This is a genomic window from Pseudomonas sp. CFBP13528 (genome assembly GCF_005233615.1).
Lineage (GTDB): Bacteria > Pseudomonadota > Gammaproteobacteria > Pseudomonadales > Pseudomonadaceae > Aquipseudomonas > Aquipseudomonas fluorescens_AM.
In genome coordinates this window covers 300,043-322,881 of the sequence record NZ_QGAJ01000003.1, presented here as the reverse complement: position 1 = coordinate 322,881, position 22,839 = coordinate 300,043, and the positions used below count along the sequence as shown (strand labels likewise).

Annotated in this window: 23 protein-coding genes; 20 read left to right on the top strand and 3 right to left on the bottom strand. The window is 61.3% G+C overall.

What is annotated here, in order from left to right; translation table 11 throughout:
* Positions 1-335 precede the first annotated feature (335 nt).
* The 9 genes from argS to PspCFBP13528_RS08105 all read left to right on the top strand — a co-directional run bounded on the left by argS (position 336) and on the right by PspCFBP13528_RS08105 (position 10,734).
* Entirely contained in the window at positions 336-2,072 is a 1,737-nt protein-coding gene (gene argS, locus PspCFBP13528_RS08145) for an arginine--tRNA ligase (protein WP_137199958.1), read from the top strand.
* Position 2,073: 1 nt separating this feature from the next.
* Positions 2,074-2,775, top strand: a complete 702-nt coding sequence (locus tag PspCFBP13528_RS08140) for an SPOR domain-containing protein (RefSeq protein ID WP_065885706.1) — start codon at positions 2,074-2,076, stop codon at positions 2,773-2,775.
* A gap of 258 nt (positions 2,776-3,033) precedes the next feature.
* Complete coding sequence (hslV, locus tag PspCFBP13528_RS08135) at positions 3,034-3,564, top strand: ATP-dependent protease subunit HslV (protein WP_003171209.1); 531 nt, start codon at positions 3,034-3,036, stop codon at positions 3,562-3,564.
* A gap of 37 nt (positions 3,565-3,601) precedes the next feature.
* On the top strand, positions 3,602-4,939 hold the full coding sequence (gene hslU / locus PspCFBP13528_RS08130; protein ID WP_065950129.1) for an ATP-dependent protease ATPase subunit HslU: 1,338 nt from the start codon (positions 3,602-3,604) through the stop codon (positions 4,937-4,939).
* Positions 4,940-5,018: 79 nt separating this feature from the next.
* Positions 5,019-5,396 carry a DUF971 domain-containing protein gene (locus tag PspCFBP13528_RS08125; RefSeq protein ID WP_065950128.1) on the top strand — a complete coding sequence of 126 codons (378 nt, stop codon included), beginning with the start codon at positions 5,019-5,021 and terminating at the stop codon, positions 5,394-5,396.
* Between the two features lie 247 nt (positions 5,397-5,643).
* A complete protein-coding gene (gene phaC, locus PspCFBP13528_RS08120; protein ID WP_065950127.1) occupies positions 5,644-7,323 on the top strand; it encodes a class II poly(R)-hydroxyalkanoic acid synthase in 1,680 nt (559 codons plus the stop codon).
* A 145-nt stretch (positions 7,324-7,468) separates the two neighbouring features.
* Positions 7,469-8,314, top strand: a complete 846-nt coding sequence (gene phaZ / locus PspCFBP13528_RS08115) for a poly(3-hydroxyalkanoate) depolymerase (RefSeq protein WP_065950126.1) — start codon at positions 7,469-7,471, stop codon at positions 8,312-8,314.
* A gap of 89 nt (positions 8,315-8,403) precedes the next feature.
* Positions 8,404-10,086: a class II poly(R)-hydroxyalkanoic acid synthase gene (gene phaC, locus PspCFBP13528_RS08110; protein WP_137199957.1), complete on the top strand. Its 1,683-nt coding sequence runs from the start codon at positions 8,404-8,406 to the stop codon at positions 10,084-10,086.
* Between the two features lie 27 nt (positions 10,087-10,113).
* Positions 10,114-10,734, top strand: a complete 621-nt coding sequence (locus PspCFBP13528_RS08105; RefSeq protein WP_137199956.1) for a TetR/AcrR family transcriptional regulator — start codon at positions 10,114-10,116, stop codon at positions 10,732-10,734.
* A gap of 109 nt (positions 10,735-10,843) precedes the next feature.
* Here PspCFBP13528_RS08105 and PspCFBP13528_RS08100 read toward each other — a convergent pair whose 3' ends face one another.
* From PspCFBP13528_RS08100 to PspCFBP13528_RS08090, 3 genes are all read right to left on the bottom strand, one after another.
* Positions 10,844-11,752, bottom strand: a complete 909-nt coding sequence (locus PspCFBP13528_RS08100) for a phasin family protein (protein ID WP_137199955.1) — start codon at positions 11,750-11,752, stop codon at positions 10,844-10,846.
* Between the two features lie 12 nt (positions 11,753-11,764).
* Complete coding sequence (locus tag PspCFBP13528_RS08095; RefSeq protein WP_101221097.1) at positions 11,765-12,187, bottom strand: phasin family protein; 423 nt, start codon at positions 12,185-12,187, stop codon at positions 11,765-11,767.
* 104 nt (positions 12,188-12,291) lie between these two features.
* Positions 12,292-12,567, bottom strand: coding sequence for a polyhydroxyalkanoic acid system family protein (locus PspCFBP13528_RS08090; RefSeq protein WP_065950121.1), 276 nt, complete (start codon positions 12,565-12,567; stop codon positions 12,292-12,294).
* A gap of 144 nt (positions 12,568-12,711) precedes the next feature.
* On the opposite strand from PspCFBP13528_RS08090, the gene ubiE reads away from it, so the two are divergent.
* The 11 genes from ubiE (at position 12,712) to PspCFBP13528_RS08035 (ending at position 22,829) form a co-directional block, all read left to right on the top strand.
* Positions 12,712-13,482 carry a bifunctional demethylmenaquinone methyltransferase/2-methoxy-6-polyprenyl-1,4-benzoquinol methylase UbiE gene (ubiE, locus tag PspCFBP13528_RS08085; RefSeq protein ID WP_003171186.1) on the top strand — a complete coding sequence of 257 codons (771 nt, stop codon included), beginning with the start codon at positions 12,712-12,714 and terminating at the stop codon, positions 13,480-13,482.
* Complete coding sequence (locus PspCFBP13528_RS08080) at positions 13,482-14,105, top strand: SCP2 sterol-binding domain-containing protein (protein WP_101221098.1); 624 nt, start codon at positions 13,482-13,484, stop codon at positions 14,103-14,105. Before ubiE ends, PspCFBP13528_RS08080 begins: the two co-directional genes overlap by 1 nt.
* Entirely contained in the window at positions 14,102-15,706 is a 1,605-nt protein-coding gene (gene ubiB / locus PspCFBP13528_RS08075) for a ubiquinone biosynthesis regulatory protein kinase UbiB (RefSeq protein WP_065950119.1), read from the top strand. The genes PspCFBP13528_RS08080 and ubiB overlap by 4 nt, the downstream gene beginning before the upstream one ends.
* Before the next feature lie 41 nt (positions 15,707-15,747).
* Positions 15,748-16,140 (top strand): phosphoribosyl-AMP cyclohydrolase, encoded by a 393-nt coding sequence (gene hisI, locus PspCFBP13528_RS08070; RefSeq protein ID WP_057008528.1) that lies wholly within the window; start codon positions 15,748-15,750, stop codon positions 16,138-16,140.
* A 2-nt stretch (positions 16,141-16,142) separates the two neighbouring features.
* Positions 16,143-16,475: a phosphoribosyl-ATP diphosphatase gene (locus PspCFBP13528_RS08065; protein ID WP_065950118.1), complete on the top strand. Its 333-nt coding sequence runs from the start codon at positions 16,143-16,145 to the stop codon at positions 16,473-16,475.
* A 25-nt stretch (positions 16,476-16,500) separates the two neighbouring features.
* Entirely contained in the window at positions 16,501-16,779 is a 279-nt protein-coding gene (locus tag PspCFBP13528_RS08060; protein ID WP_137199954.1) for a twin-arginine translocase TatA/TatE family subunit, read from the top strand.
* A gap of 10 nt (positions 16,780-16,789) precedes the next feature.
* Positions 16,790-17,194, top strand: a complete 405-nt coding sequence (gene tatB / locus PspCFBP13528_RS08055) for a Sec-independent protein translocase protein TatB (RefSeq protein WP_065950116.1) — start codon at positions 16,790-16,792, stop codon at positions 17,192-17,194.
* The gene (gene tatC, locus PspCFBP13528_RS08050) at positions 17,191-17,982 is read left to right on the top strand and encodes a twin-arginine translocase subunit TatC (protein ID WP_065885722.1); all 792 of its coding nucleotides are present in this window, start codon (positions 17,191-17,193) and stop codon (positions 17,980-17,982) included. Before tatB ends, tatC begins: the two co-directional genes overlap by 4 nt.
* Positions 17,979-18,686, top strand: a complete 708-nt coding sequence (locus PspCFBP13528_RS08045; RefSeq protein ID WP_137199953.1) for a 16S rRNA (uracil(1498)-N(3))-methyltransferase — start codon at positions 17,979-17,981, stop codon at positions 18,684-18,686. Before tatC ends, PspCFBP13528_RS08045 begins: the two co-directional genes overlap by 4 nt.
* Before the next feature lie 184 nt (positions 18,687-18,870).
* On the top strand, positions 18,871-20,787 hold the full coding sequence (locus tag PspCFBP13528_RS08040) for a methyl-accepting chemotaxis protein (protein WP_101221099.1): 1,917 nt from the start codon (positions 18,871-18,873) through the stop codon (positions 20,785-20,787).
* Between the two features lie 134 nt (positions 20,788-20,921).
* Positions 20,922-22,829: a methyl-accepting chemotaxis protein gene (locus PspCFBP13528_RS08035; protein ID WP_137199952.1), complete on the top strand. Its 1,908-nt coding sequence runs from the start codon at positions 20,922-20,924 to the stop codon at positions 22,827-22,829.
* The last annotated feature ends 10 nt before the right edge of the window (positions 22,830-22,839 follow it).

Below are 22,839 nucleotides of genomic sequence, written 5' to 3'. Positions count from 1 at the left end.
ACCGATGGCGGCCGTTACCGCAGAAACGGATATGTACTCGTTCCAATCCAGCATCCTGGTCGGCCCAGAGGCCGCCATCGGGGGCAAGCCCCCTCCCACATTTGAACCTCGGAGCATCAGATAGATAAGCGTTGGCCGTGCGGCCGTCACAAGAGCAAGCGCCCTCGCCACAGCTGCGGTGTCGCACCAAAATTGTGTAGATACCCATGCCGCGATGAGGCCCGCAGGTCTACCAACCCTCTTGAACGGTTGGCAAGCCCGCCCTCGCCACGGATAATGCCCAGTTTTTCCACCTGCGCATCGCGCGCCGCCGCTTGCGGTCGAAAGAGAACACCATGAAAGACACCATTCGCCAGCTGATCCAACAAGCCCTCACCCAACTCGTCAACGAAGGTGTGTTGCCTGAAGGCCTGTCGCCGGCGATCCAGGTGGAGAACACCCGCGACAAGACCCACGGCGACTTCGCCAGCAACATCGCGATGATGCTGTCCAAGCCTGCAGGCATGAAGCCGCGCGACCTGGCGGAAAAAATCATCGCCGCGCTGCCGGCTGACGCCAGTGTCACCAAAGCCGAAATCGCCGGCCCCGGCTTTATCAACTTCTTCCAGAACACCCAGGCCCTGGCCGCGCGCCTGGATGCCGCCCTGGCCGACGCGCACATCGGTGCACGCAAGGCTGGTGACAGCCAGCGCGTGGTCATCGACCTGTCGGCACCTAACCTCGCCAAGGAGATGCACGTCGGCCACCTGCGTTCGACCATCATCGGCGACGGCGTGGCGCGGGTCCTGGAATTTCTCGGCGACACCGTCATCCGTCAGAACCACGTGGGCGACTGGGGCACCCAGTTCGGCATGCTGATGGCCTACCTGCAGGAAAACCCGATCACCAGCAACGAGCTGGCCGACCTGGAAAACTTCTACCGCGCGGCCAAGAAGCGCTTTGACGAATCCGAAGAATTTGCCGACCGTGCGCGCAGCCTGGTGGTCAAGCTGCAAGCGGGCGATAAGGAATGCCTGGAGCTGTGGGGGCGTTTCCGCGATATCTCCCTGTCCCACTGCCAGGAAATCTACGAGCTGCTCAACGTCAAGCTGACCATGGCCGACGTGATGGGCGAAAGTGCCTACAACGAAGACCTGATCAATGTGGTCAACGACCTCAAGGCCGCGGGCCTGCTGGTCGAGAGCAACGGTGCGCAGTGCGTGTTCCTTGAGGAATTCAAGACCGCCGATGGCGAGCCGCTGCCGGTGATCATCGTCAAGGCCGATGGCGGTTACCTCTACGCCACCACCGACCTGGCCGCCGTGCGTTACCGCAGCGGCGTGCTCAAGGCCGATCGCGCGCTGTATTTCGTCGACCAGCGCCAGGCCCTGCACTTCCAGCAAGTGTTCGAAGTGGCGCGCCGCGCCGGCTTCGTCACCCATCCGATGCATATGGAGCACATGGGCTTCGGCACCATGAACGGCGCCGATGGCCGTCCGTTCAAGACCCGCGATGGCGGCACGGTGAAGCTGGTCGACTTGCTGACCGAAGCCCAGGAGCGCGCCTACAGCCTGGTCAAGGAAAAGAACCCGGAACTGGCCGAGGCCGACCTGCGCAATATCGCCCGCGTGGTAGGCATTGGCGCGGTGAAATACGCCGACCTGTCCAAGCATCGCACCAGCGACTACAGCTTCAACTTCGACCTGATGCTCAACTTCGAAGGCAACACCGCCCCATACCTGCTGTACGCCTACACCCGTGTGGCCGGCGTGTTCCGCAAACTGGGCAAGGACTTCAGCGAAGTCGAAGGCCGGATCGTGCTGGACGCACCCCACGAACAGGACCTGGCCGCCAAGCTCGCGCAGTTCGGCGAGGTGCTCAACAGCGTCGGCGAGAAAGGCACGCCGCATATCCTCTGCACCTACCTGTACGAAGTGGCCGGCCTGTTCTCCAGCTTCTACGAGAACTGCCCGATCCTCAGCGCCGACGATGAAGCCCAGAAGCAAAGTCGCCTGCGCCTTGCCGCACTGGCTGGACGGACCCTAAAGCAAGGCCTGGAGCTGTTGGGCCTGGAAACTCTGGAGCGCATGTAAGTTGGCAGCCAAGAAAAAACCTGCACCCAAGCGCGGCGCCAGCCGCTACCAGGCACCGGCCAAGCAGCCGATTCCAGGGTGGCTGTGGATGGCGATCGGCCTCACGGTCGGCGCATTCGTTGTATTCCTGATGAAGCTGGAGCCCGGCCAGGGCGATGACGTCAAGCGCGTCAAACAGGAGCAGCAGAAAGCCACGAAAATCGCCGAGGCCAACAAGACTGCGCCGAGCCCGACGGTTCCGGTGAAACCGAAGTACGATTTCTACACGCTGCTGCCGGAATCGGAAGTGATCGTGCCGCCCGACGCCGTGCCGGAGAAAACCCTGCCGACGCCGCAAGTGCCGACCACACCTGTAACGCCAGCGGAAGCGGCGAAGATCGACACCGCGCGCGCCCAGGCAGCATTGGCCGGCATTACCCCACCGCCAGCGCCTCCAGTGGCAGAGACCAAAGCGGCGCCGGTGACCAAGTTCTTCCTGCAGGCGGGCTCGTTCCCCAAACAGGCGGACGCGGACCGTGTACGCGCGCAGATCATTCTGCTGGGCCAGTCGGTGACGGTGGAATCCGGCACCGTGAAGGAAGCGACCTGGTATCGCGTGCTGGTAGGCCCGTTCAGCAACCGCGAACAGCTGACCGTGGCGCAGAAACAGTTGGCCGGGGCAGGCTTTAGCAACCTGCTGTTACAACAGCGCCAGAGCCGCTGATCTCGGCTCAACCGCAATTAAAATGTGGGAGGGGGCTTGCCCCCGATGACGGTAGACCAGTCCATATATTCAGCGACTGATACACCGCTATCGGGGGCAAGCCCCCTCCCACATTTGGTTTTGCGGTGTTCTTGAATAGGTGTCGGAGCCATAAACACCACTCGTCCGCGCTGCCGTCCTACGGTTGAAATCCCCTCCACCACCCCCATATCAGTTTCCATCAGGGCATTTTCGCCCCGCTGCGTGGAGACTCTCCCCTTGACCACCATCGTTTCAGTACGTCGCCACGGCAAAGTCGTCATGGGCGGCGACGGCCAGGTTTCCCTGGGCAATACCGTGATGAAAGGCAACGCCAAGAAAGTGCGTCGCCTGTACCACGGCCAGGTGCTTGCCGGGTTCGCCGGCGCTACCGCCGACGCCTTCACCCTCTTCGAACGTTTCGAAGGCCAGCTTGAGAAACACCAGGGCCACCTGGTACGCGCCGCCGTAGAGCTTGCCAAGGAATGGCGCACCGACCGCTCCCTCAGCCGCCTGGAAGCGATGCTCGCCGTCGCGAACAAAGACGCGTCCCTGATCATCACCGGCAACGGCGACGTGGTTGAGCCCGAACATGGCCTGATCGCCATGGGTTCCGGCGGTGGCTACGCCCAAGCGGCGGCCAGTGCGCTGCTGAAGAAAACCGACCTGTCGGCGCGTGAAATCGTCGAGACCGCCCTGGGTATCGCCGGCGATATCTGCGTGTTCACCAACCACAACCAGACCATTGAGGAGCAGGACCTCGCCGAATAAGCCCCAGGCTTATTCCCGCTTGAGGCCGCCAGACACTATGTCCATGACCCCCCGCGAAATCGTCCATGAACTCAATCGCCATATCATCGGCCAGGACGATGCAAAGCGCGCCGTCGCCATTGCGCTGCGTAACCGCTGGCGCCGGATGCAACTGCCCGAAGAACTGCGCGTTGAAGTCACGCCCAAGAACATCCTGATGATCGGCCCGACCGGCGTCGGTAAAACCGAAATCGCCCGGCGCCTGGCCAAGTTGGCCAATGCTCCATTCATCAAGGTGGAAGCGACCAAATTCACCGAAGTCGGCTATGTGGGCCGCGACGTCGAGTCGATCATCCGCGACCTGGCTGACGCCGCCTTGAAGATGCTGCGCGAACAGGAAGTGACCAAGGTCAGCCACCGCGCCGAAGATGCCGCTGAAGAGCGCATCCTCGATGCGCTGTTGCCTCCGGCGCGCATGGGCTTCAACGAAGACGCCGCACCGGCCTCGGATTCCAACACCCGCCAGCTGTTCCGCAAGCGCCTGCGTGAAGGCCAGTTGGACGACAAGGAAATCGAGATCGAAGTGGCCGAAGTGTCGGGCGTGGATATTTCCGCGCCGCCTGGCATGGAAGAAATGACCAGCCAGTTGCAGAACCTGTTCGCCAACATGGGCAAGGGCAAGAAGAAAAGCCGCAAGCTCAAGGTGAAGGAAGCCCTGAAGCTGGTGCGCGACGAAGAAGCCGGACGCCTGGTCAATGAGGAAGAACTCAAGGCCAAGGCCCTGGAAGCGGTCGAGCAGCACGGCATCGTGTTTATCGATGAGATCGACAAAGTGGCCAAGCGCGGCAACTCCGGCGGCGTCGATGTGTCCCGCGAGGGCGTCCAGCGTGACCTGCTGCCGCTGATCGAAGGCTGCACGGTCAACACCAAGCTGGGCATGGTCAAGACCGACCACATCCTGTTTATCGCTTCCGGTGCCTTCCATCTGAGCAAGCCAAGCGACCTGGTACCTGAGTTGCAAGGCCGCCTGCCGATCCGCGTGGAACTCAAGGCGCTGACCCCGGGCGACTTCGAGCGCATTCTCAGCGAGCCGCATGCCTCACTGACCGAACAGTACCGTGAATTGCTGAAAACCGAAGGCCTGGGCATCGAGTTCCAGCCGGACGGGATCAAGCGCCTGGCGGAGATTGCCTGGCAGGTCAACGAGAAGACCGAGAACATCGGTGCGCGTCGTCTGCACACCTTGCTTGAGCGCCTGCTCGAAGAGGTGTCCTTCAGTGCCGGCGACATGGCCGGTGCGCAGAATGGCGAAGCGATCAAGATCGACGCGAATTACGTCAACAGCCACCTGGGCGAATTGGCGCAGAACGAAGACTTGTCGCGGTACATTCTGTAAGCCGCAAGCTGTAAGCTACAAGCCGCAAGCTGAATACACTCAACTTGCAGCTTGTAGCTTGCAGCCCAAGGTGTCCCCCATGTCAAAATCCCCCACCGCTGTTAATTTGCACAAAATCTCCAACACCCTGGGCCTCACCTACGGCCCGGACGAAGCCTACCAACTGCCCGCCGAATTCCTGCGCGTGCACTCGCCTTCCGCCGAGGTCCAGGGTCACGGCAAACCTATCCTGCAATTCGGCAAGCTCAACGTCAGGTTGATCAAGCTGGAACCGGCCGGCCAGTACGCACTGAAACTGACCTTCGACGACGGCCATGACAGCGGATTGTTCACCTGGGATTACCTTTATCAACTGGCCGTGCGTCAGGACGCGCTGTGGGCCGATTACCTGGCCGAGCTGAAAGCTGCCGGAAAAACCCGCGATCCGAGTCAGTCGGTCGTGCGGCTGATGCTCTAGTCCAGGCTTCTTGCTCTTTAGAGGGCATTTTCTAATTCCATCTGCTTGAATGCCTTGTCTCGTGGTCAACGATTGGCCCGCTTGCGAAAAAAATTAAACTCGGGTAACCAATGGAGCTGGCAAGTTCCCTGCATTTGACGATGCGGTATCAACGGTCACCCGAGCGCAGTACCAGGCTGGTGTCGTGTATCGAAATGGGTGCGCAGCAATCGCCGGTACTCGTCTTTCGGACAATGGAGCGTCGTAGATGAGTAACAAGAATAACGATGACTTGAAACGGCAGGCCTCGGAAAACACCCTGGGGTTGAACCCGATCATCGCGTTACGCAAAAAGGACTTATTGGCCTCGGCGAAGATGGTGCTGACCCAAGCCATCAAGCAACCGTTACACAGCGTCAAACACGTGGCCCATTTCGGGGTGGAGCTCAAGAACGTCATGTTCGGCAAATCGGCGCTGGTGCCGGAAAGCGATGACCGTCGCTTCCATGACCCGGCCTGGAGCCAGAACCCACTCTACAAACGTTATCTGCAGACTTATCTGGCGTGGCGCAAGGAACTGCACGACTGGATCGGCGACAGCAATCTCTCGGAACAGGACATCAGTCGCGGCCACTTCGTGATCAACCTGATGACTGAAGCCATGGCGCCCACCAATAGCGCAGCCAACCCGGCGGCCGTCAAACGCTTCTTTGAAACCGGCGGCAAAAGCCTGCTCGATGGCCTGTCCCACCTGGCCAAGGACATGGTGCACAACGGCGGCATGCCCAGCCAGGTCAACATGGGCGCCTTTGAAGTGGGCAAGAGCCTGGGCACCACCGAAGGCGCCGTGGTATTTCGCAATGATGTGCTGGAGCTGATCCAGTACAAGCCCATCACCGAGCAGGTGCACGAGCGACCGCTGCTGGTGGTGCCGCCGCAGATCAATAAATTCTATGTATTTGACCTGAGCCCGGACAAGAGCCTGGCGCGCTTCTGCCTGCGCAATGGGCAGCAGACCTTTATCGTCAGCTGGCGCAACCCGACCAAGGCCCAGCGCGAGTGGGGCCTGTCGACCTATATCGAAGCGCTCAAGGAAGCCGTCGATGTGATCACGGCCATTACCGGCAGCAAGGACGTGAACATGCTGGGCGCCTGCTCCGGCGGCATCACCTGCACCGCGCTGCTGGGCCACTACGCGGCGCTGGGGGAGAAAAAAGTCAACGCCCTGACCCTGCTGGTGAGCGTGCTGGACACCACGCTGGACACCCAGGTGGCGCTGTTCGTCGATGAACAGACGCTCGAAGCGGCGAAGCGCCATTCCTATCAGGCCGGTGTACTGGAAGGCCGTGACATGGCCAAGGTGTTTGCGTGGATGCGGCCCAACGACCTGATCTGGAATTACTGGGTCAACAACTACCTGCTGGGCAACGAGCCGCCGGTGTTCGATATCCTGTTCTGGAACAACGACACCACGCGCCTGCCGGCCGCCTTCCATGGCGACCTGATCGAGCTGTTCAAGAACAACCCGCTGGTGCGCGCCAATGCCCTGGAAGTGTGCGGCACGCCCATTGATCTCAAACAGGTCACGGCCGATATCTATTCACTGGCCGGCACCAACGACCACATCACGCCCTGGCAGTCCTGTTACAAGTCCGCACAATTGTTTGGCGGCAAGGTGGAGTTCGTGCTGTCCAGCAGCGGGCATATCCAGAGCATCCTCAACCCGCCGGGCAACCCCAAGTCGCGTTACCAGACCAGTGAGGGCCTGGCGGGCACAGCACTGCAATGGCAGGAAAACGCAACCAAGCACACCGACTCGTGGTGGCTGCACTGGCAGGCATGGCAGGCGGAGCGGGCAGGCAAGTTGAAAAAAGCCCCGACAACATTAGGTAATAAAACCTACGCTGCGGCCGAAGCGGCACCGGGCACCTATGTACACGAACGCTAAATTGAAATGCGGTCAATGTGGGAGGGGGCTTGCCCCCGATAGCAGTGGATCAGCCAAAGATGTACCTCCTGATAAACCGCCATCGGGGGCAAGCCCCCTCCCACACTGACCTCACTCCGGCTGTAGTACTTCACAGGGCTTGAGCATGCCGCAACCGTTCATCTTCCGCACCATCGACCTGGATGGCCAAGCCATCCGCACGGCGGTACGACCGGGCAAGCCGCACTTGACGCCGCTGCTGATCTTCAACGGCATCGGCGCCAACCTGGAGCTGGTGTTTCCGTTCGTCCAGGCCCTGGACCCGGACCTGGAAGTGATCGCCTTCGATGTTCCAGGGGTGGGCGGCTCCTCCACGCCCAACCGGCCCTATCGCTTCCCCGGCCTGGCCAAGCTGACGGCGCGCATGCTCGATTACCTGGATTACGGCCAGGTGAATGCGGTAGGGGTGTCCTGGGGCGGCGCGCTGGCGCAGCAGTTTGCCTATGACTACCCCGAACGCTGCAAAAAATTGATCCTGGCGGCCACGGCGGCGGGCGCGGTGATGGTGCCGGGCAAGCCAAAAGTGTTGTGGCTGATGGCCAGCCCCAGACGCTATATCCAACCGTCCCACGTGGTGCGCATTGCACCGATGATTTACGGCGGTTCGTTCCGCCGCGACGCCAAGCTGGCCGCCGAACATGCCAGCAAAGTGCGCTCGGCCGGCAAGCTGGGCTATTACTGGCAGCTGTTCGCAGGGCTGGGCTGGACCAGCATCCACTGGCTGCACAAGATCCGCCAGCCGACCCTGGTCCTGGCCGGGGACGACGACCCGCTGATTCCGCTGATCAACATGCGCATGCTCGCCTGGCGCATCCCCAATGCGCAGCTGCATATCATCGATGATGGCCATTTATTCCTGATCACCCGGGCCGAAGCCGTGGCGCCGATCATCATGAAGTTTCTCGAAGAGGAGCGCCTGCGCGCCGTGATACATCCGCGACCGGCGGTGTGAAGGACCACACCGCCGCGCAACTTGCCAGGAACCGACTATGGTTCTGAATTGGCGTGCCTCTTGATGGCTTGACGAAGGAGTGTTGGCTCATGCGAGACAGACCCGTGACAAACCCGGCGCCCACCCCCGCTGCGTTCATCAACGCGCAAAACGCGATCACCGGCCTGCGCGGCCGAGACCTGCTGTCGACCCTGCGTACCGTGGCAGCCCACGGCCTGCGCAACCCGGTGCACACCGCACGCCACGCCCTGGCCCTGGGCGGCCAATTGGGCCGCGTGTTGCTGGGGGACACGGTGCACGAGCCCAACCCCAACGACAACCGCTTCACCGACCCCACCTGGACACTCAACCCGCTGTACCGGCGCAGCCTGCAAGCGTACTTGAGCTGGCAAAAACAGACGCGCAACTGGATCGATGACAGCACCCTCAGCGCGGACGACCGGGCACGCGCACAGTTCGCTTTCGCCCTGTTCAACGACGCCGTATCTCCATCCAACACGCTGCTCAACCCGCTGGCAATCAAGGAGTTGCTCAACTCCGGCGGCAACAGCGTGGTGCGCGGCGCGAGCCATTTGTTCGAAGACCTTCTGCACAACAATGGCCTGCCGCGCCAGGTCAGCAAGCATGCCTTCGAAGTGGGCAAGACCGTTGCCACCACTGCGGGCTCAGTGGTGTTTCGCAATGAGCTGCTGGAGCTGATCCAATACAAGCCCATGAGCGAAAAACAATACGCCAAGCCCTTGCTGGTGGTGCCGCCGCAAATCAACAAGTACTACATTTTCGACCTCAGCCCGGCTAACAGCTTTGTGCAATACGCGCTCAAGAACGGCCTGCAAACCTTCATGGTCAGTTGGCGCAACCCGGATGCGCGACATCGCGAATGGGGCCTGTCCACTTACGTTGCAGCCCTGGAGGAAGCCCTCAATGCCTGCCGGGCGATCACTGGCGCGCGCGAGGTCAACCTGATGGGCGCCTGCGCCGGCGGCCTGACCATCGCCGCGCTGCAAGGCCATCTGCAAGCCAAGCGCCAGTTACGGCGCATCGCCAGCGCCAGTTACCTGGTGAGCTTGCTCGACAGCCAGATCGACGGCCCGGCCACATTGTTCGCCGATGAACAGACCCTTGAAGCCGCCAAGCGCCGCTCTTACCAACAAGGTGTGCTGGACGGTCGCGACATGGCCAGGGTGTTCGCCTGGATGCGCCCCAATGACCTGATCTGGAACTACTGGGTCAACAACTACCTGCTGGGCAAGGAACCGCCCGCCTTCGACATCCTGTACTGGAATAACGACAACACGCGCCTGCCCGCCGCGCTGCACGGCGACCTGTTGGATTTCTTCAAGCACAACCCGCTGAGCCATCCCGGAGGCCTGGAGGTGTGCGGCACCCCCATCGACTTGCAGAAGGTCACGGTCGACAGCTTCAGCGTGGCCGGCATCAACGACCACATCACGCCGTGGGACGCGGTGTATCGATCCACCCAGTTGCTGGGCGGCGAGCGGCGCTTCGTACTGTCCAACAGCGGGCATATCCAGAGCATCCTCAACCCGCCCGGCAACCCGAAGGCCAATTACGTCGAGAACCCCAAGCTGAGCGGCGACCCGCGTGCCTGGTACTACGACGCCAGCCACGTCGAAGGCAGTTGGTGGCCGCAGTGGCTGGAGTGGGTCCAGCAACGCTCGGGCGTGCAACGCGAAACCCTCACCGCCCTGGGCAACCAGAACTACCCACCGATGGAAGCGGCGCCAGGCACCTACGTGCGCGTGCGCTGAGCTCAAGAACCACACTAAGAAGGCTGGATGAAGACCCGCGACCGTATCCTTGAATGTGCCCTGCAGTTGTTCAACCACAAGGGCGAGCCGAATGTGTCGACCATGGAGGTGGCCAATGAAATGGGAATCAGCCCCGGCAACCTCTACTATCACTTTCATGGCAAAGAGCCGTTGGTGCTGGGGCTGTTCGAACGCTTTCAATGCGAATTGGCACCGCTGCTCGATCCGCCTGCCGATGCACAACTGGAAGCCGAGGATTATTGGCTGTTCCTGCACCTGATCGTCGAGCGCATGGCCCACTACCGGTTTCTGTTCCAGGACCTGTCCAACCTGGCCGGGCGTCTGCCGAAGCTGGCCAAGGGGATTCGCAACCTGCTCACCGCGCTCAAGCGTACCCTGGCTTCATTGTTGGCGCGGTTGAAGGCGGCGGGGCAACTGGTCAGTGATACCCAGGCGCTGGGGCAACTGGTGGAGCAGATCACCATGACGCTGCTGTTTTCCCTGGATTACCAGCGAATTCTGGATCGCAAGGGTGAGGTGCGGGTGGTGGTGTACCAGGTCATGATGCTGGTGTCGCCGCATCTACTGATGCCGGCACGGCAGGCAACCGAGAGGTTTGCACTGAAATATCTGGATGACCTGGATTGAAGTGTGGGAGCGGACAAGCCCGCTCCCACACTGGAAATGCAGCGTTTTCAGGATTTCCATAAAAAACGCCCGACCTTCGCAGGCCGGGCGTTTTTGTGTCCTGTAAAAATCAGGACTGACTGGATGGCGTCGGAGTGACCGGCGTTGCAGTCGAGGTGGCGGCCGTGTGCGACGGTGCGGACACTGAATTGGCTGTCGAAGCGGCCGGTGCTGCCGCCGTGGCTGGCTTAGCCGACGCAGCAGGCTTTGGCGCTGCTGGCTTTTTCGCTACCGCGGGCTTTTTGGCCGCTGCAGGTTTAGCCGCAGGCTTGGCTGCTGATTTCGCAGCGGCGGGTTTGGCAGCCGGTTTAGCCGCAGGTTTTGCGGCGGCTTTAGCGGCCACTGGCTTCGCGGCAGGCTTGGTGGCCGGTTTGGCGGCAGCGGTGTTGGCTGCTGGCTTGGCGGCGGATTTTGCAGCAGCTTTGGCGGGCGCCTTGGCCGCAGGTTTTGCCGCCGGTTTGGCGGCCGCTTTAACCACAGGCTTGGCGGCAGTTTTTGCGGCGGGTTTCGCTGCTGCGGTTTTAGCCGCAGGTTTGGCGGCCGGTTTTGCCGCAGGCTTGGCTGCAGCAGTCTTGGCCGGCGCCACTTTGGCGCCTGTGAGTTTTTCGATTTGCTTGGTCAGGGTATCGACCTTGCTGTGCAGCGTTTTCAGTTCCGCCTTGCTCGGCACGCCCAGTCGCGAAATGGCACTGTTGAGGCGTTTGTCGAAGGTTTCTTCCAACTTGTTCCAGGTGTCGGAAATGCTCGACTTGGCCGAGCCTGCGCTCGCCTTGGCCGCATCCACTTTTTTACCCACAGTGCTCTTGGTCAGCTTCTCGGCCTTCTCGCCGTCCTTGACCAGCGTCTCGAAGTACTTGCCGCCGTCACTGCTCACCTTCGAGTACACGCCTAAACCAGCAAGCCAGATCTTTCGGGAATATTTTTCAACTTCCCCGACCCACGAGCTGCCTTCTTTCTGAGTAGTTTTTTTAACAGCCATCCCGATGTCTCCTTAGTGTTTACGCGCGACACGTTCGAGCAATGCCGTCAGCTCTTCGAGCTTAGCAGAGAGTGTCTCCACGTCATGTTTAGACGCAATGCCGATTCGATTCAAGGCACTTGCAACACGCGAGTCAAACGCTTTTTCAACTTTATCCAGTTGAACTTCAACCCGGCGGCTGACACTCGAGACGTTACTCTTTACTTGATCAATCTGACTGTTAGCGGCATCAAGTTGTTCAATGGCAACTTTTTTGCTTTTACTTTCAATATGTTGACCGCTCTTAACCAGCTCATTGAAGTATTCTCCACCCTCGCTGCCGACCTTGGCGTAGGCACCAAGACCCGCCAGCCAGATCCTGCGGGCATAGCGTTTGACCTCACTCAGGGCAGTGGTCTGACTGTCGATTTTTTTCTGCAAAATAACGTTGGCCATGGTGCACCTCACATAGAACCGGGTGGAGGAACCGCCCGCCGGAGTTGGGGGCTTGGGCACAACGTAGGGGGAAAAATTAGAATCGGCACCCTAAGAGCGTCGAATCAGGCCAGCGCTTTATCCAGGGCTTTTTCGATTTCGGACTTGAGGGTACCGCTCATGGCCGACATCAACAGGCCCAGTTCAACATCGATACGCAATGCATCATCAAAGACCTGAACGGTGCCTTTAACGCCCGACCGCTTGAGGTTCAGGGTATCGCCGGACCACGACGACTCCACGCCATATTTATCCTTGAGTTTCTGCGCCAGCGTCTCGGCCTTTGCCCGTGCGGCTGCTTTACCCAGGGAATGCTCACGCTCAACGGTGATACGCGCCATTGCAATGACTCCTTTCTATAAGGGCTTGGAAACCTTCCATGCGGCAAAAGGTCTCGATAAGCACCTATCTTACCTTCAGCCTTGCCAAGACAAAGCAGGCCCCGGGGATTATCATGTCCCGCATTCTCTTTTGGTGACAGCGATATGACTGATCAGCGCAAAGGCAGCGATGCCGAACCCACCACTCACTTCGGCTTCAAGAACGTCCCGGAAAGCCAGAAAGCGGAAAAAGTCGCTGAGGTGTTCCACTCCGTAGCCGCCAAGTACGACTTGATGAACGACGTGCTCTCCGGTGGCATGCACCGCCTGTGGAAGCGTTTCACCATCGAACTGTCGGGCGTACGCACCGGCAATCGCGTGCTGGACATCGCTGGCGGCACGGGCGACCTGGCGGCCAAGTTTTCCAAGTTGGTAGGGCCTACCGGCCAAGTGGTACTGGCCGATATCAACGGCTCGATGCTCAAGGTCGGTCGCGACCGCCTGCTCGACAAGGGCGTGGCCGGCAACATCGAATTCGTCCAGGCCGACGCGGAAAAACTGCCGTTCCCGGACAACCACTTCGATTGCGTGACCATCGCCTTCGGCCTGCGCAATGTCACCCACAAGGAAGACGCAATCCGCTCGATGCTGCGCGTGCTCAAGCCGGGTGGCCGCCTGCTGGTGCTGGAATTCTCAAAGCCCACCAACGCACTGATGTCCAAGGTATACGACACCTATTCGTTCGCCTTCATGCCGTTGATGGGCAAGCTGATCACCAACGATGCCGAGAGCTACCGCTACCTGGCCGAATCGATCCGCATGCACCCCGACCAGGAAACCCTGAAGTCCATGATGGTGGAAGCCGGTTTCGACCGAGTGACCTACCACAACATGACCTCGGGCATCGTTGCCCTGCACCGCGGCATCAAGCCCTGATGTTGCTCGCAGGCCTTATCGCAAGCGTCGAGCACGGCCTCAACCGTGTCTTGCGCCTGGACAGCACCGCCCTGGCGCGGCTTGCGCACCTGACCGGCAAAGTCATCGCCGTCGATTGCCGCAGCCCCGCCTTGCAGCTGTTTATCCTGCCCAGCGATGAAGGCCTGCTGCTCGCGACGCAATGGGCCGCCGAGGCCGACTGCACCCTGCGTGCACCCGCCGCAAGCCTGTTGCACCTGGCGCTGAGCCGCAACAAGACCGCTATCCTGCACAGCCCCGAAGTGGCGCTGGAAGGCGACAGCGCGGTGCTGATGGACCTGGCCGCCGTGCTGCAGGACCTGGAGCTGGACTGGGAATACGAACTCTCGCGCTGGATCGGCCCCGTCGCCACTCAGCTGCTCAGCGGGCACCTGCGCAGCCGTTCGCGCTGGTATCAGCAAGGGTTCGCCAGCCTCAACCAGAACCTCGCCGAATACCTGAGCGAAGAATCGCGCACCCTGGTCGGGCAACGGGAAGCGCAAGCGCGCTTTCGTGAGCTCGACAAGGCCAAAATCGACCTGGAACGCCTCGAGGCCCGCTTCGAGCGCTTGAGCCGTTCCCTTGATCCAAGCGATAACGCATGAAGCTGCTCGCCGTCCGCCGTTTGTTTCGTATCCAGCGCGTCGTAATCCGCTACCGCCTCGATGACCTGCTGTTTGCCCTGCCCCTGCCATGGTTCCTGCTCGCGGTGCGCTATGTGCTGCCGTGGCGCTGGTTGCCGCGCAGAAAACTGGAACTGAGCCGAGGTGCCTGCCTGCGCCTGGCGTTGCAGGACCTGGGGCCGATCTTCATCAAGTTCGGGCAGATCTTATCGACGCGCCGCGACCTGCTGCCCGAAGACATCGCCGATGAGCTGATGCTGCTGCAGGACCGCGTGCCGCCGTTCGATTCGCAGTTGTCGATGAAGCTGATCGAAGAGCAATTGGGCAGGAAGATCAGCGAGGTGTTCAGCCGCTTCGATGTCGAGCCGCTGGCGTCGGCCTCGGTCGCGCAGGTGCATGCCGCGCAGCTCAAGAGCGGTGAAGAAGTGGTGGTGAAAGTCATCCGCCCGGGCCTCAAGCCGATCATCGGCCAGGACCTTGCGTGGCTGTTCATCCTGGCCCGCGCCGCCGAGCGCTTCTCTGCCGATGCGCGCCTGCTGCATCCGGTGGATGTGGTGGCCGACTACGAAAAAACCATCTACGACGAACTCGATCTGCTGCGCGAAGCCGCCAACGCCAGCCAGCTGCGCCGCAACTTCGAAGGCTCGCAGCTGCTGTACGTGCCGCAAGTGTACTGGGACTGGTGCCGCCCCAAAGTGCTGGTGATGGAGCGCATCTACGGCGTGCAAGTCACCGACCTCGCGACCCTGGCCGACCAGCGCACCGACATGAAGATGCTCGCCGAGCGCGGCGTGGAGATTTTCTTCACCCAGGTGTTCCGCGACAGTTTCTTCCACGCCGACATGCACCCGGGCAACATCTTCGTCAGCACCGTCAACCCGTGGAGCCCGCAGTACATTGCCATCGACTGCGGCATCGTCGGCAGCCTCACGCCGGAAGACCAGGACTACCTGGCGCGTAACCTGTTCGCCTTTTTCAAGCGTGATTATCGCCGCGTGGCGCAGTTGCACATTGATTCGGGCTGGGTGCCGGCGGAAACCAAGCTGAATGAATTCGAAGCGGCGATCCGCACCGTGTGCGAGCCGATCTTTGAAAAACCATTAAAAGATATTTCCTTCGGTCAGGTGCTGATGCGCCTGTTCCAGACCGCACGGCGCTTCAATATGGAAGTGCAGCCGCAGTTGGTGCTGCTGCAAAAAACCCTGCTCAACATCGAAGGCCTGGGCCGCCAGCTGTACCCGGACCTCGATCTGTGGAACACCGCGCAACCGTTCCTGGAGCGTTGGATGCGTGAGCGGATGAGCCCGAAGACCATGCTGGGCAACCTGCACAGCCAGATGGAACAGCTGCCGCACCTGGCCAATATGACCCGCGACTTGCTCGAGCGCATGTCCCAGCCTCATGCCAGGGACCCCGAGCCGCCATGGCGCAAGCGCAAGGACGACTGGTTCCTGCGCCTGCTCGGCGCCGCGCACCTGGTGGGTGGGGTCATGCTGGCGATAGGCGGACCCTTGAATCAACTGGGCCACTGGCCGGCCGGAATCATGGTCGCCGTGGGCGTTTATCTGATCGTGCGTCGATAACCCATCCGGTTATACACTGTCGCAAATTGCCGGAGCCGAACATGAAAGACTGGCTGGACGAGATCAAGTGGGACAGTGACGGCCTGGTGCCGGCCATTGCCCAGGACTACAAGACCGGGCGCGTGCTGATGATGGCCTGGATGAACCGCGAGGCCCTGAGCCTGACCGCCGCTGAGCAGCGCGCCATCTACTGGTCACGTTCGCGTGGCAAACTGTGGCGCAAGGGCGAAGAGTCCGGGCATGTGCAGACGCTGCATGAGCTGCGCCTGGATTGTGATGGCGACGTGGTGATCCTCAAGGTCGAACAGATCGGCGGCATCGCCTGCCACACCGGCCGTCACAGTTGCTTCTATCGCGTGTTCGAGAACGGCGAATGGAAGGTGGTGGAACCGGTGCTCAAAGACCCGCACGCCATTTATTCGGCAGGACACTGAACATGAGCGATACCCTCAACCGCGTGGCCCAGGTGCTGGAAGAGCGCAAGAGCGCGGATGCCGACAGCTCCTATGTCGCCAGCCTGTATCACAAGGGTTTGAACAAGATCCTGGAAAAACTCGGCGAAGAATCCATCGAGACGATCATTGCCGCCAAGGATGCTCAGATCAGCGGCGATTGCAGCGATGTCATCTATGAGACCGCCGACTTGTGGTTCCATAGCCTGATCATGCTCGCCCAACTGGGGCAGCATCCACAGGCCGTGCTGGATGAACTGGACCGTCGCTTCGGTCTGTCGGGGCACGCCGAGAAGGCCGCACGCCCGTCCACCTGAATAACTTTTATCGAGGATTTGCAGCATGGGTATTTTTGACTGGAAACACTGGATCGTCATTCTGGTGGTCGTGGTACTGGTGTTCGGCACCAAGAAACTCAAGAACCTGGGTACCGATGTCGGCGAGTCGATCAAGGGCTTTCGTAAAGCCATGAACGACGACGAAAAGCCGGCCGAACCGACTGCAAACCCGGTTCCACCGGCCCAGCCTGTGCACCCGCAGGCCGCCCAGCCGATCACCCAGCGTCGTACCTTCGACGTGCAGGCTGAAAAAGTCGAAGAGCCGACCCGCAAAGACTCGTGAGCACTGACTAATGTTTGGTATCAGCTTCTCTGAACTGCTGCTCGTCGGCCTCGTGGCCCTGCTGGTATTGGGGCCCGAACGCCTGCCCGGCGCGGCACGCACGGCCGGCCTGTGGATCGGGCGCCTGAAACGCAGCTTCAACGCGATCAAACAGGAAGTTGAGCGGGAAATCGGTGCCGACGAGATCCGCCGGCAACTGCACAACGAACACATCCTGTCGTTGGAGCAGGAAACGCGCAAGATTCTGTCGCCCGTGCAGGAGCCCGCCAAACCGGTGGAACCTGTGGCCCAGAACAGTATCGCGCCTGCGCCTGAAGCTGCCCCCCCGGCACCGACCGCGCCAACCGAGCCTGCGCCGACGCCCGTTGCGTCGCCCGCGCCCCATGACCCTACATTGCCGCCGCGAGCCCCATGAGCGCTGATAAACCGGAAAACGACCAGCACATGCCGCTGGTCTCGCACCTCACCGAGCTGCGTACCCGCCTGCTGCGTTGCGTAGCGGCCATCTTCATCATCTTTGCCGGGCTGTTTGCCTTCACCCAGCAGATCTATACCTTCGTCTCCACGCCGCTGCGCCAGTACTTGCCGGCCGGCGCGACGATGATCGCCACCGACGTGTCGTCGCCGTTCCTGACGCCGTTGAAGCTGACCATGATGGTTTCGCTGTTCCTGGCGATCCCGGTCATCCTGCATCAGATCTGGGGCTTCATCGCACCGGGGCTGTACAAGCATGAGAAGCGCATCGCCGTGCCGTTGCTGGTGTCGAGCATTCTGCTCTTCTATACCGGCATGGCCTTCGCCTACTTCCTGGTGTTTCCGCTGATCTTCAAATTCTTCGCCGCCGCCACCCCGGCCGGCGTGGAAATGATGACCGACATCACCAGCTACCTCGACTTCGTGATGACGCTGTTCTTCGCCTTTGGCGTAGCCTTCGAAATTCCGGTGGCGGTGGTGTTGCTGGTGTGGATCGGTGTGGTCAACGTGGCTTACCTGAAGAAGATCCGCCCCTATGTGATCATCGGCTGCTTCGTGGTCGGCATGATCCTTACCCCGCCGGATATCTTCTCCCAGACGTTGCTGGCTGTGCCGATGTGGATGCTGTTCGAGATCGGCATCCTGTTCAGCGGCTTGATCAGCAAGCGTGGCGAACACCCGGACGACCAGACTGCCGACGACGACCAGCCGCCAGCGACCCAGCCGTGAACCTGCTGCTGCTGGAAGACGCCGACTTTATCGCGGCCGACCGGGTGGTGCTGCGTGATCGGCGTCTGGTGCATATGCAGGAGGTCCACCGCGCCGTGGTGGGCGACAACCTGCGTGTGGGCCGCATTGGCGGGCTGATGGGTAATGCCCAGCTGCTGCGCCTGGAAGCTGGGGAAGCCGAGCTGCACGTCAGCTTCGACCAGACGCCGCCGAGCAAACTGCCGCTGACCCTGCTGCTGGCCCTGCCCCGCCCGAAGATGCTGCGTCGGGTGCTGCAAACGGTGGCCGCCATGGGCGTGCCGAAGGTCGTACTGATCAACAGCTACCGCGTGGAAAAAAGCTTCTGGCAAACCCCATTCCTGGAGCCTGAAGCGATTCGCGAGCAGCTCATCCTCGGCCTGGAACAGGCGCGGGACACGGTATTGCCCGAGATCATTATCGAGAAGCGCTTCAAGCCGTTCGTTGAAGATCGCCTGCCGGCCATGGCCGCGGGCACGCTTGGCCTGGTCGGCCACCCCGGCGATTACCCGCCCTGCCCCCGCGGCCTGGATGAACCGGTGACCCTGGCGATCGGGCCGGAAGGTGGCTGGATTCCCTATGAAGTCGAAATGCTGGCCAAGGCCGGCCTGCAGCCGGTGCAACTCGGCGCGCGCATCCTGCGCGTAGAGACCGCCGTGACCGCCCTGCTCGCCCGCTTGTTCTGACACCGATCCAGTGTGGGAGGGGGCTTGCCCCCGATGACAGAGTATCAGTCGGCACATTCAGTGGCTGATACACCGCTATCGGGGGCAAGCCCCTCCCACAGGTGTAATGCGTCGCTTCAGAATCTCATACACATGCCGATAAACCCGGAATAAGTCCAAGCCTTGTTCCAGGGGAGTTTGCAGCATGTATCGTTGGTTAGCCGAAAAGCTGGGGAATGTCAGCGTCAAAACCAAGCTGGGCGTCGGCTTCGGCCTGGTGTTGCTGCTTACCTTAATCATCACACTCACCGGCTGGGCCGGGCTTTCGGGCGTGATCAGCCGTGGCGACAAACTGGGCTACATCGCCAGCCTCAACGACTTGAGCAAGGACTTGCGCATCGCGCGCCTGGACTTTGAAATGCGCCGTGGCGAACAGGGCCCGGCGGCAGTCAATGGTTTTCTGGGCCAACTGGAAAGCGGCCTGAAAACTGCGCGGGCGCTGATTGAACAACCCGCCGACATCGCGTTGATCGATGACCAGCTCGCCGCCGTCGACCAGTACAAGCGCGCCTTCGACGCCATGGTCCAGGCGGGCGCCAATCGCGAAAACGCGCGCAGCAAGCTCGGCGATACAGCTGACAACGCGGTACTCAAAGTCCGTGAAGTGGAAACGAGCCTGCTCCAGGGCGACAGCGTCAGCCAGTTCAACAGCATCGTCGACCTGAGCAAGCTGATCCAGCAGGCGCGTTTCCAGGTTCGCGGCTACACCTATAGCGGCAAAGTCGAGGCCGAGCAGCCCGCGCTGGATGCCATCGATAATGCCCTGAAGAAAATCGCCGCGCTCAGCGGCCAGCTACCTGATCAATTTTCGACCAACCTGCAACAGGCCGGTGTTTCACTGCAAGCCTACCGCGCCGCTGTCAGTCAGTACCGCGACTCACAGGTGGCCAGCGCCGCTGCGCTGAAAATCATGAGCGACCAAGGCGACATTCTGCTGGACCGCAGCAACAAGCTCACCGCCTCGCAAACCGTGGTCCGCGACAGCGACGCCGCGCAAGCCAAACAGCTGTTGCTGCTGGCTACCCTGCTGGCACTGTTGTTTGGCCTCGTCGCCGCCTGGGCCATCACCCGCCAGATCATCATTCCGCTCAATCAAACCCTCAAGGTCGCCGAGCGCGTGGCCTCGGGCGACCTGAGCCACAACCTGGAGTCCGCCCGCCAGGACGAATTGGGCCAACTGCAACGCGCCATGCAAAGCATGACCGTGGGCCTGCGCGAGTTGATTGGTGGCATCAGCGATGGCGTCACCCAGATCGCCAGCGCCGCCGAGCAACTGTCGGCGGTGACCGAACAGACCAGCGCCGGGGTCAACAGCCAGAAGATCGAGACCGACCAGCTGGCCACGGCCATGAACGAAATGGCCGCCACCGTGCAGGAAGTGGCGCGCAATGCCGAAGAAGCGTCGGAAGCCGCCGTGGCCGCCGATTTGCAGGCCCGCGAAGGCGACAAGGTGGTCGGTGAAGCCATCGCCCAGATCGAGCGCCTGGCCACCGAAGTCGGCAATTCGACGATCGCCATGGGCGATCTGAAGCGTGAAAGCGACAAGATCGGCAGCGTGCTTGACGTCATCAAGTCCGTGGCCCAGCAAACCAACCTGCTGGCGCTCAACGCAGCCATTGAAGCGGCGCGCGCCGGTGAAGCCGGGCGCGGCTTCGCCGTGGTGGCCGACGAAGTGCGCAGCCTGGCCCAGCGCACACAGAAGTCCACCGAAGAGATCGAGGAGCTGATCGTGGGCCTGCAAAACGGTACTCAGCAGGTGGCGACCATCATGGACAACAGTCGCGGCCTGACCGACAGCAGTGTCGAACTGACGCGCCGAGCCGGCAGCGCGTTGGAGAGCATCACGCGCACCGTTTCGACCATCCAGGCGATGAATTCGCAGATTGCCACGGCCGCCGAGCAGCAGAGCGCTGTCGCCGAAGAGATCAACCGTAGCGTGTTGAATGTGCGCGATGTCTCCGAGCAAACTTCTTCGGCCAGCGAAGAAACGGCGGCGTCCAGTGCTGAGCTCGCACGCCTGGGCATCTATTTGCAAACCCTGGTCGGACGCTTCCGCATCTGACCGGTCTGCGCGGCGGCCGATTGCGGCTGCCGCATCTTGTGAAATTTCCTACACAGTTATCAGCCCGCCCTCACTCCAATTCGAATTAGCGTTCATCTGTCGCGAAACGCTTTTTCTGAAATCGGAGGTGCGCCATGTTTTCTCGGCTGACCCGCATGCTGGTGAACGCCAGCGTACGCCTCAAGCTCGCGCTGAGTTTTGGCCAAGTGCTGATGCTCAGCTTCATCATTGCTGCAACGGGCTGGCAGGCCTTGAACGCCGTCCTCTATCGCTCCGACAGCCTGACGAGCCTGGGCGAGCTGGCCGTCTATGCGGAGGCCATGCGCGCCGATCGCATCGTGTACCGCACCCTGGCGGACAAAGCCAGCCTGGACCAGATGGCGCAGAAGATCGAAAAAATCGACCAGCATCTGGCAGACCTTTCACACCGCCTGATAGACCCGGTCGATGTGCAACGCAATAGCGAGGCGGTACGCCTGGTAGCCGACTTCAAGACGGCGCTGGCGCAGCTACCCGCCTTGATCGAGCAGCGCGAGAATATACGCCCGGCGCTGAAGACATCCGCCCTGCAAGCCAGTGACACCCTGGCCCAATTCGCCAGCGACTTGCCCGACCAGAATGACGAAAAGGCACTCGATGCCATCGAGCAATTGCGCCAAGCCATGGAGCAGGCTGAGGATCGCGCCCAGAACCCCGCCTGGGCGGCCGACTCGTTGCAGGCCTATGCCGAGGCTGCCAGCCAGACGCTGGACGCATTGGATGGCGCACAGGCCGCCGTGACCACGCTGCCGGTGGACTCAGCGCTGCTCAAAACCGACCTGGCCAATTATCGCGCACAACTGGTCAAGCTCAAGCAAGCCCAGCTCAACGTCGAGACCGTGCAAAACCGCTTCGAGCAGCAGCTCAACGAGTTGCGCGAGAAGAGCAACCTGTTGAGCCAGAGCCAGAACACCAAGCGCAATCACGAGGCCGACCAGACTCGCACACTGCTGATCGGCGTCACGGTGGCTGCACTGGTACTGGGAGCGCTGGCCGCGTGGTGGATTGCCCGGCAGATCGCCTCGCCGTTGCGTGACATCCTTATCGCTGCCAACCGTGTGGCCCAGGGCGACTTGAGCCACGACACCCAAGTGGAGCGCCGCGACGAACTGGGCCAACTGCAACACAGCATCGGGCAAATGACCCGCAGCCTGCGCAGCCTGATCAGCAGCATCGGTGAAAGCGCCCGCCAGATCGCCGGTGCCGCGACGCAGTTGTCCACCGTCACTGAACAGACCCGTAACGGGCTCAATAACCAGAAAGATGAAACCGACCAAGTGGCAACAGCGATGAATGAAATGCTCGCCACCGCCCAGGAAGTTGCGCGCCATGCCGAACGCGCGTCCGTTGCCGCCAACGAAGCAGATCAGCAGGCCGGCGCCGGCGAGCAGGTGGTCGCTCAGGCCGTTGAGCAGATCGGCAACCTGGCCAGTGAAATGGCATTGTCCGGTCGCGCGATGCTGGCCCTGCAGCAGGAAAGCCAGAAGATCGCCAGCGTGCTCGACGTTATCAAGTCCGTGTCCCAGCAGACCAACCTGCTGGCCCTGAACGCCGCGATCGAAGCGGCGCGCGCGGGCAGCGCCGGGCGAGGGTTCGCCGTGGTCGCCGACGAAGTACGCAGCCTGGCCCAGCGCACGCAGGAATCGGCTGAAGAAATCGAAGGGCTGATCCTCGGCCTGCATAACGGCACCCAGCAGGTAGCCGACATCATGGACAGCAGCCGCAACCTGACCGACAACAGCGTTGCCCTGACCCGCGACGCCGGCGACGCCCTGGCGGCGATTGCCCGCACGGTGTCGGTGATCCAGGAAATGAACCCGCAGATTGCCGCCGCCGCCGAGCAGCAAAGCGCGGTGGCCGAGGAAATCAATCGCAGCGTATTGAAGGTACGGGATGTGTCGGAACAGACCGCCGCCGCCAGCGAGGAAACAGCGGCGGCGAGTGTTCAATTGACGAGGTTGAGCGTGGATTTGCAGACGCTGGTCGGCAAATTCAAACTCTGAAATGTGGGAG

Coding starts and splice junctions, on each gene's coding strand:
- argS (WP_137199958.1), top strand. CDS start 336: ATGAAAGACACCATTCGCCAGCTGATCCAACAAGCCCTCACCCAACTC.
- hslU (WP_065950129.1), top strand. CDS start 3,602: ATGTCCATGACCCCCCGCGAAATCGTCCATGAACTCAATCGCCATATC.
- PspCFBP13528_RS08125 (WP_065950128.1), top strand. CDS start 5,019: ATGTCAAAATCCCCCACCGCTGTTAATTTGCACAAAATCTCCAACACC.
- phaC (WP_065950127.1), top strand. CDS start 5,644: ATGAGTAACAAGAATAACGATGACTTGAAACGGCAGGCCTCGGAAAAC.
- phaZ (WP_065950126.1), top strand. CDS start 7,469: ATGCCGCAACCGTTCATCTTCCGCACCATCGACCTGGATGGCCAAGCC.
- phaC (WP_137199957.1), top strand. CDS start 8,404: ATGCGAGACAGACCCGTGACAAACCCGGCGCCCACCCCCGCTGCGTTC.
- PspCFBP13528_RS08105 (WP_137199956.1), top strand. CDS start 10,114: ATGAAGACCCGCGACCGTATCCTTGAATGTGCCCTGCAGTTGTTCAAC.
- PspCFBP13528_RS08100 (WP_137199955.1), bottom strand. CDS start 11,752: ATGGCTGTTAAAAAAACTACTCAGAAAGAAGGCAGCTCGTGGGTCGGG.
- PspCFBP13528_RS08095 (WP_101221097.1), bottom strand. CDS start 12,187: ATGGCCAACGTTATTTTGCAGAAAAAAATCGACAGTCAGACCACTGCC.
- PspCFBP13528_RS08090 (WP_065950121.1), bottom strand. CDS start 12,567: ATGGCGCGTATCACCGTTGAGCGTGAGCATTCCCTGGGTAAAGCAGCC.
- ubiE (WP_003171186.1), top strand. CDS start 12,712: ATGACTGATCAGCGCAAAGGCAGCGATGCCGAACCCACCACTCACTTC.
- PspCFBP13528_RS08080 (WP_101221098.1), top strand. CDS start 13,482: ATGTTGCTCGCAGGCCTTATCGCAAGCGTCGAGCACGGCCTCAACCGT.
- ubiB (WP_065950119.1), top strand. CDS start 14,102: ATGAAGCTGCTCGCCGTCCGCCGTTTGTTTCGTATCCAGCGCGTCGTA.
- hisI (WP_057008528.1), top strand. CDS start 15,748: ATGAAAGACTGGCTGGACGAGATCAAGTGGGACAGTGACGGCCTGGTG.
- PspCFBP13528_RS08065 (WP_065950118.1), top strand. CDS start 16,143: ATGAGCGATACCCTCAACCGCGTGGCCCAGGTGCTGGAAGAGCGCAAG.
- PspCFBP13528_RS08060 (WP_137199954.1), top strand. CDS start 16,501: ATGGGTATTTTTGACTGGAAACACTGGATCGTCATTCTGGTGGTCGTG.
- tatB (WP_065950116.1), top strand. CDS start 16,790: ATGTTTGGTATCAGCTTCTCTGAACTGCTGCTCGTCGGCCTCGTGGCC.
- tatC (WP_065885722.1), top strand. CDS start 17,191: ATGAGCGCTGATAAACCGGAAAACGACCAGCACATGCCGCTGGTCTCG.
- PspCFBP13528_RS08040 (WP_101221099.1), top strand. CDS start 18,871: ATGTATCGTTGGTTAGCCGAAAAGCTGGGGAATGTCAGCGTCAAAACC.
- PspCFBP13528_RS08035 (WP_137199952.1), top strand. CDS start 20,922: ATGTTTTCTCGGCTGACCCGCATGCTGGTGAACGCCAGCGTACGCCTC.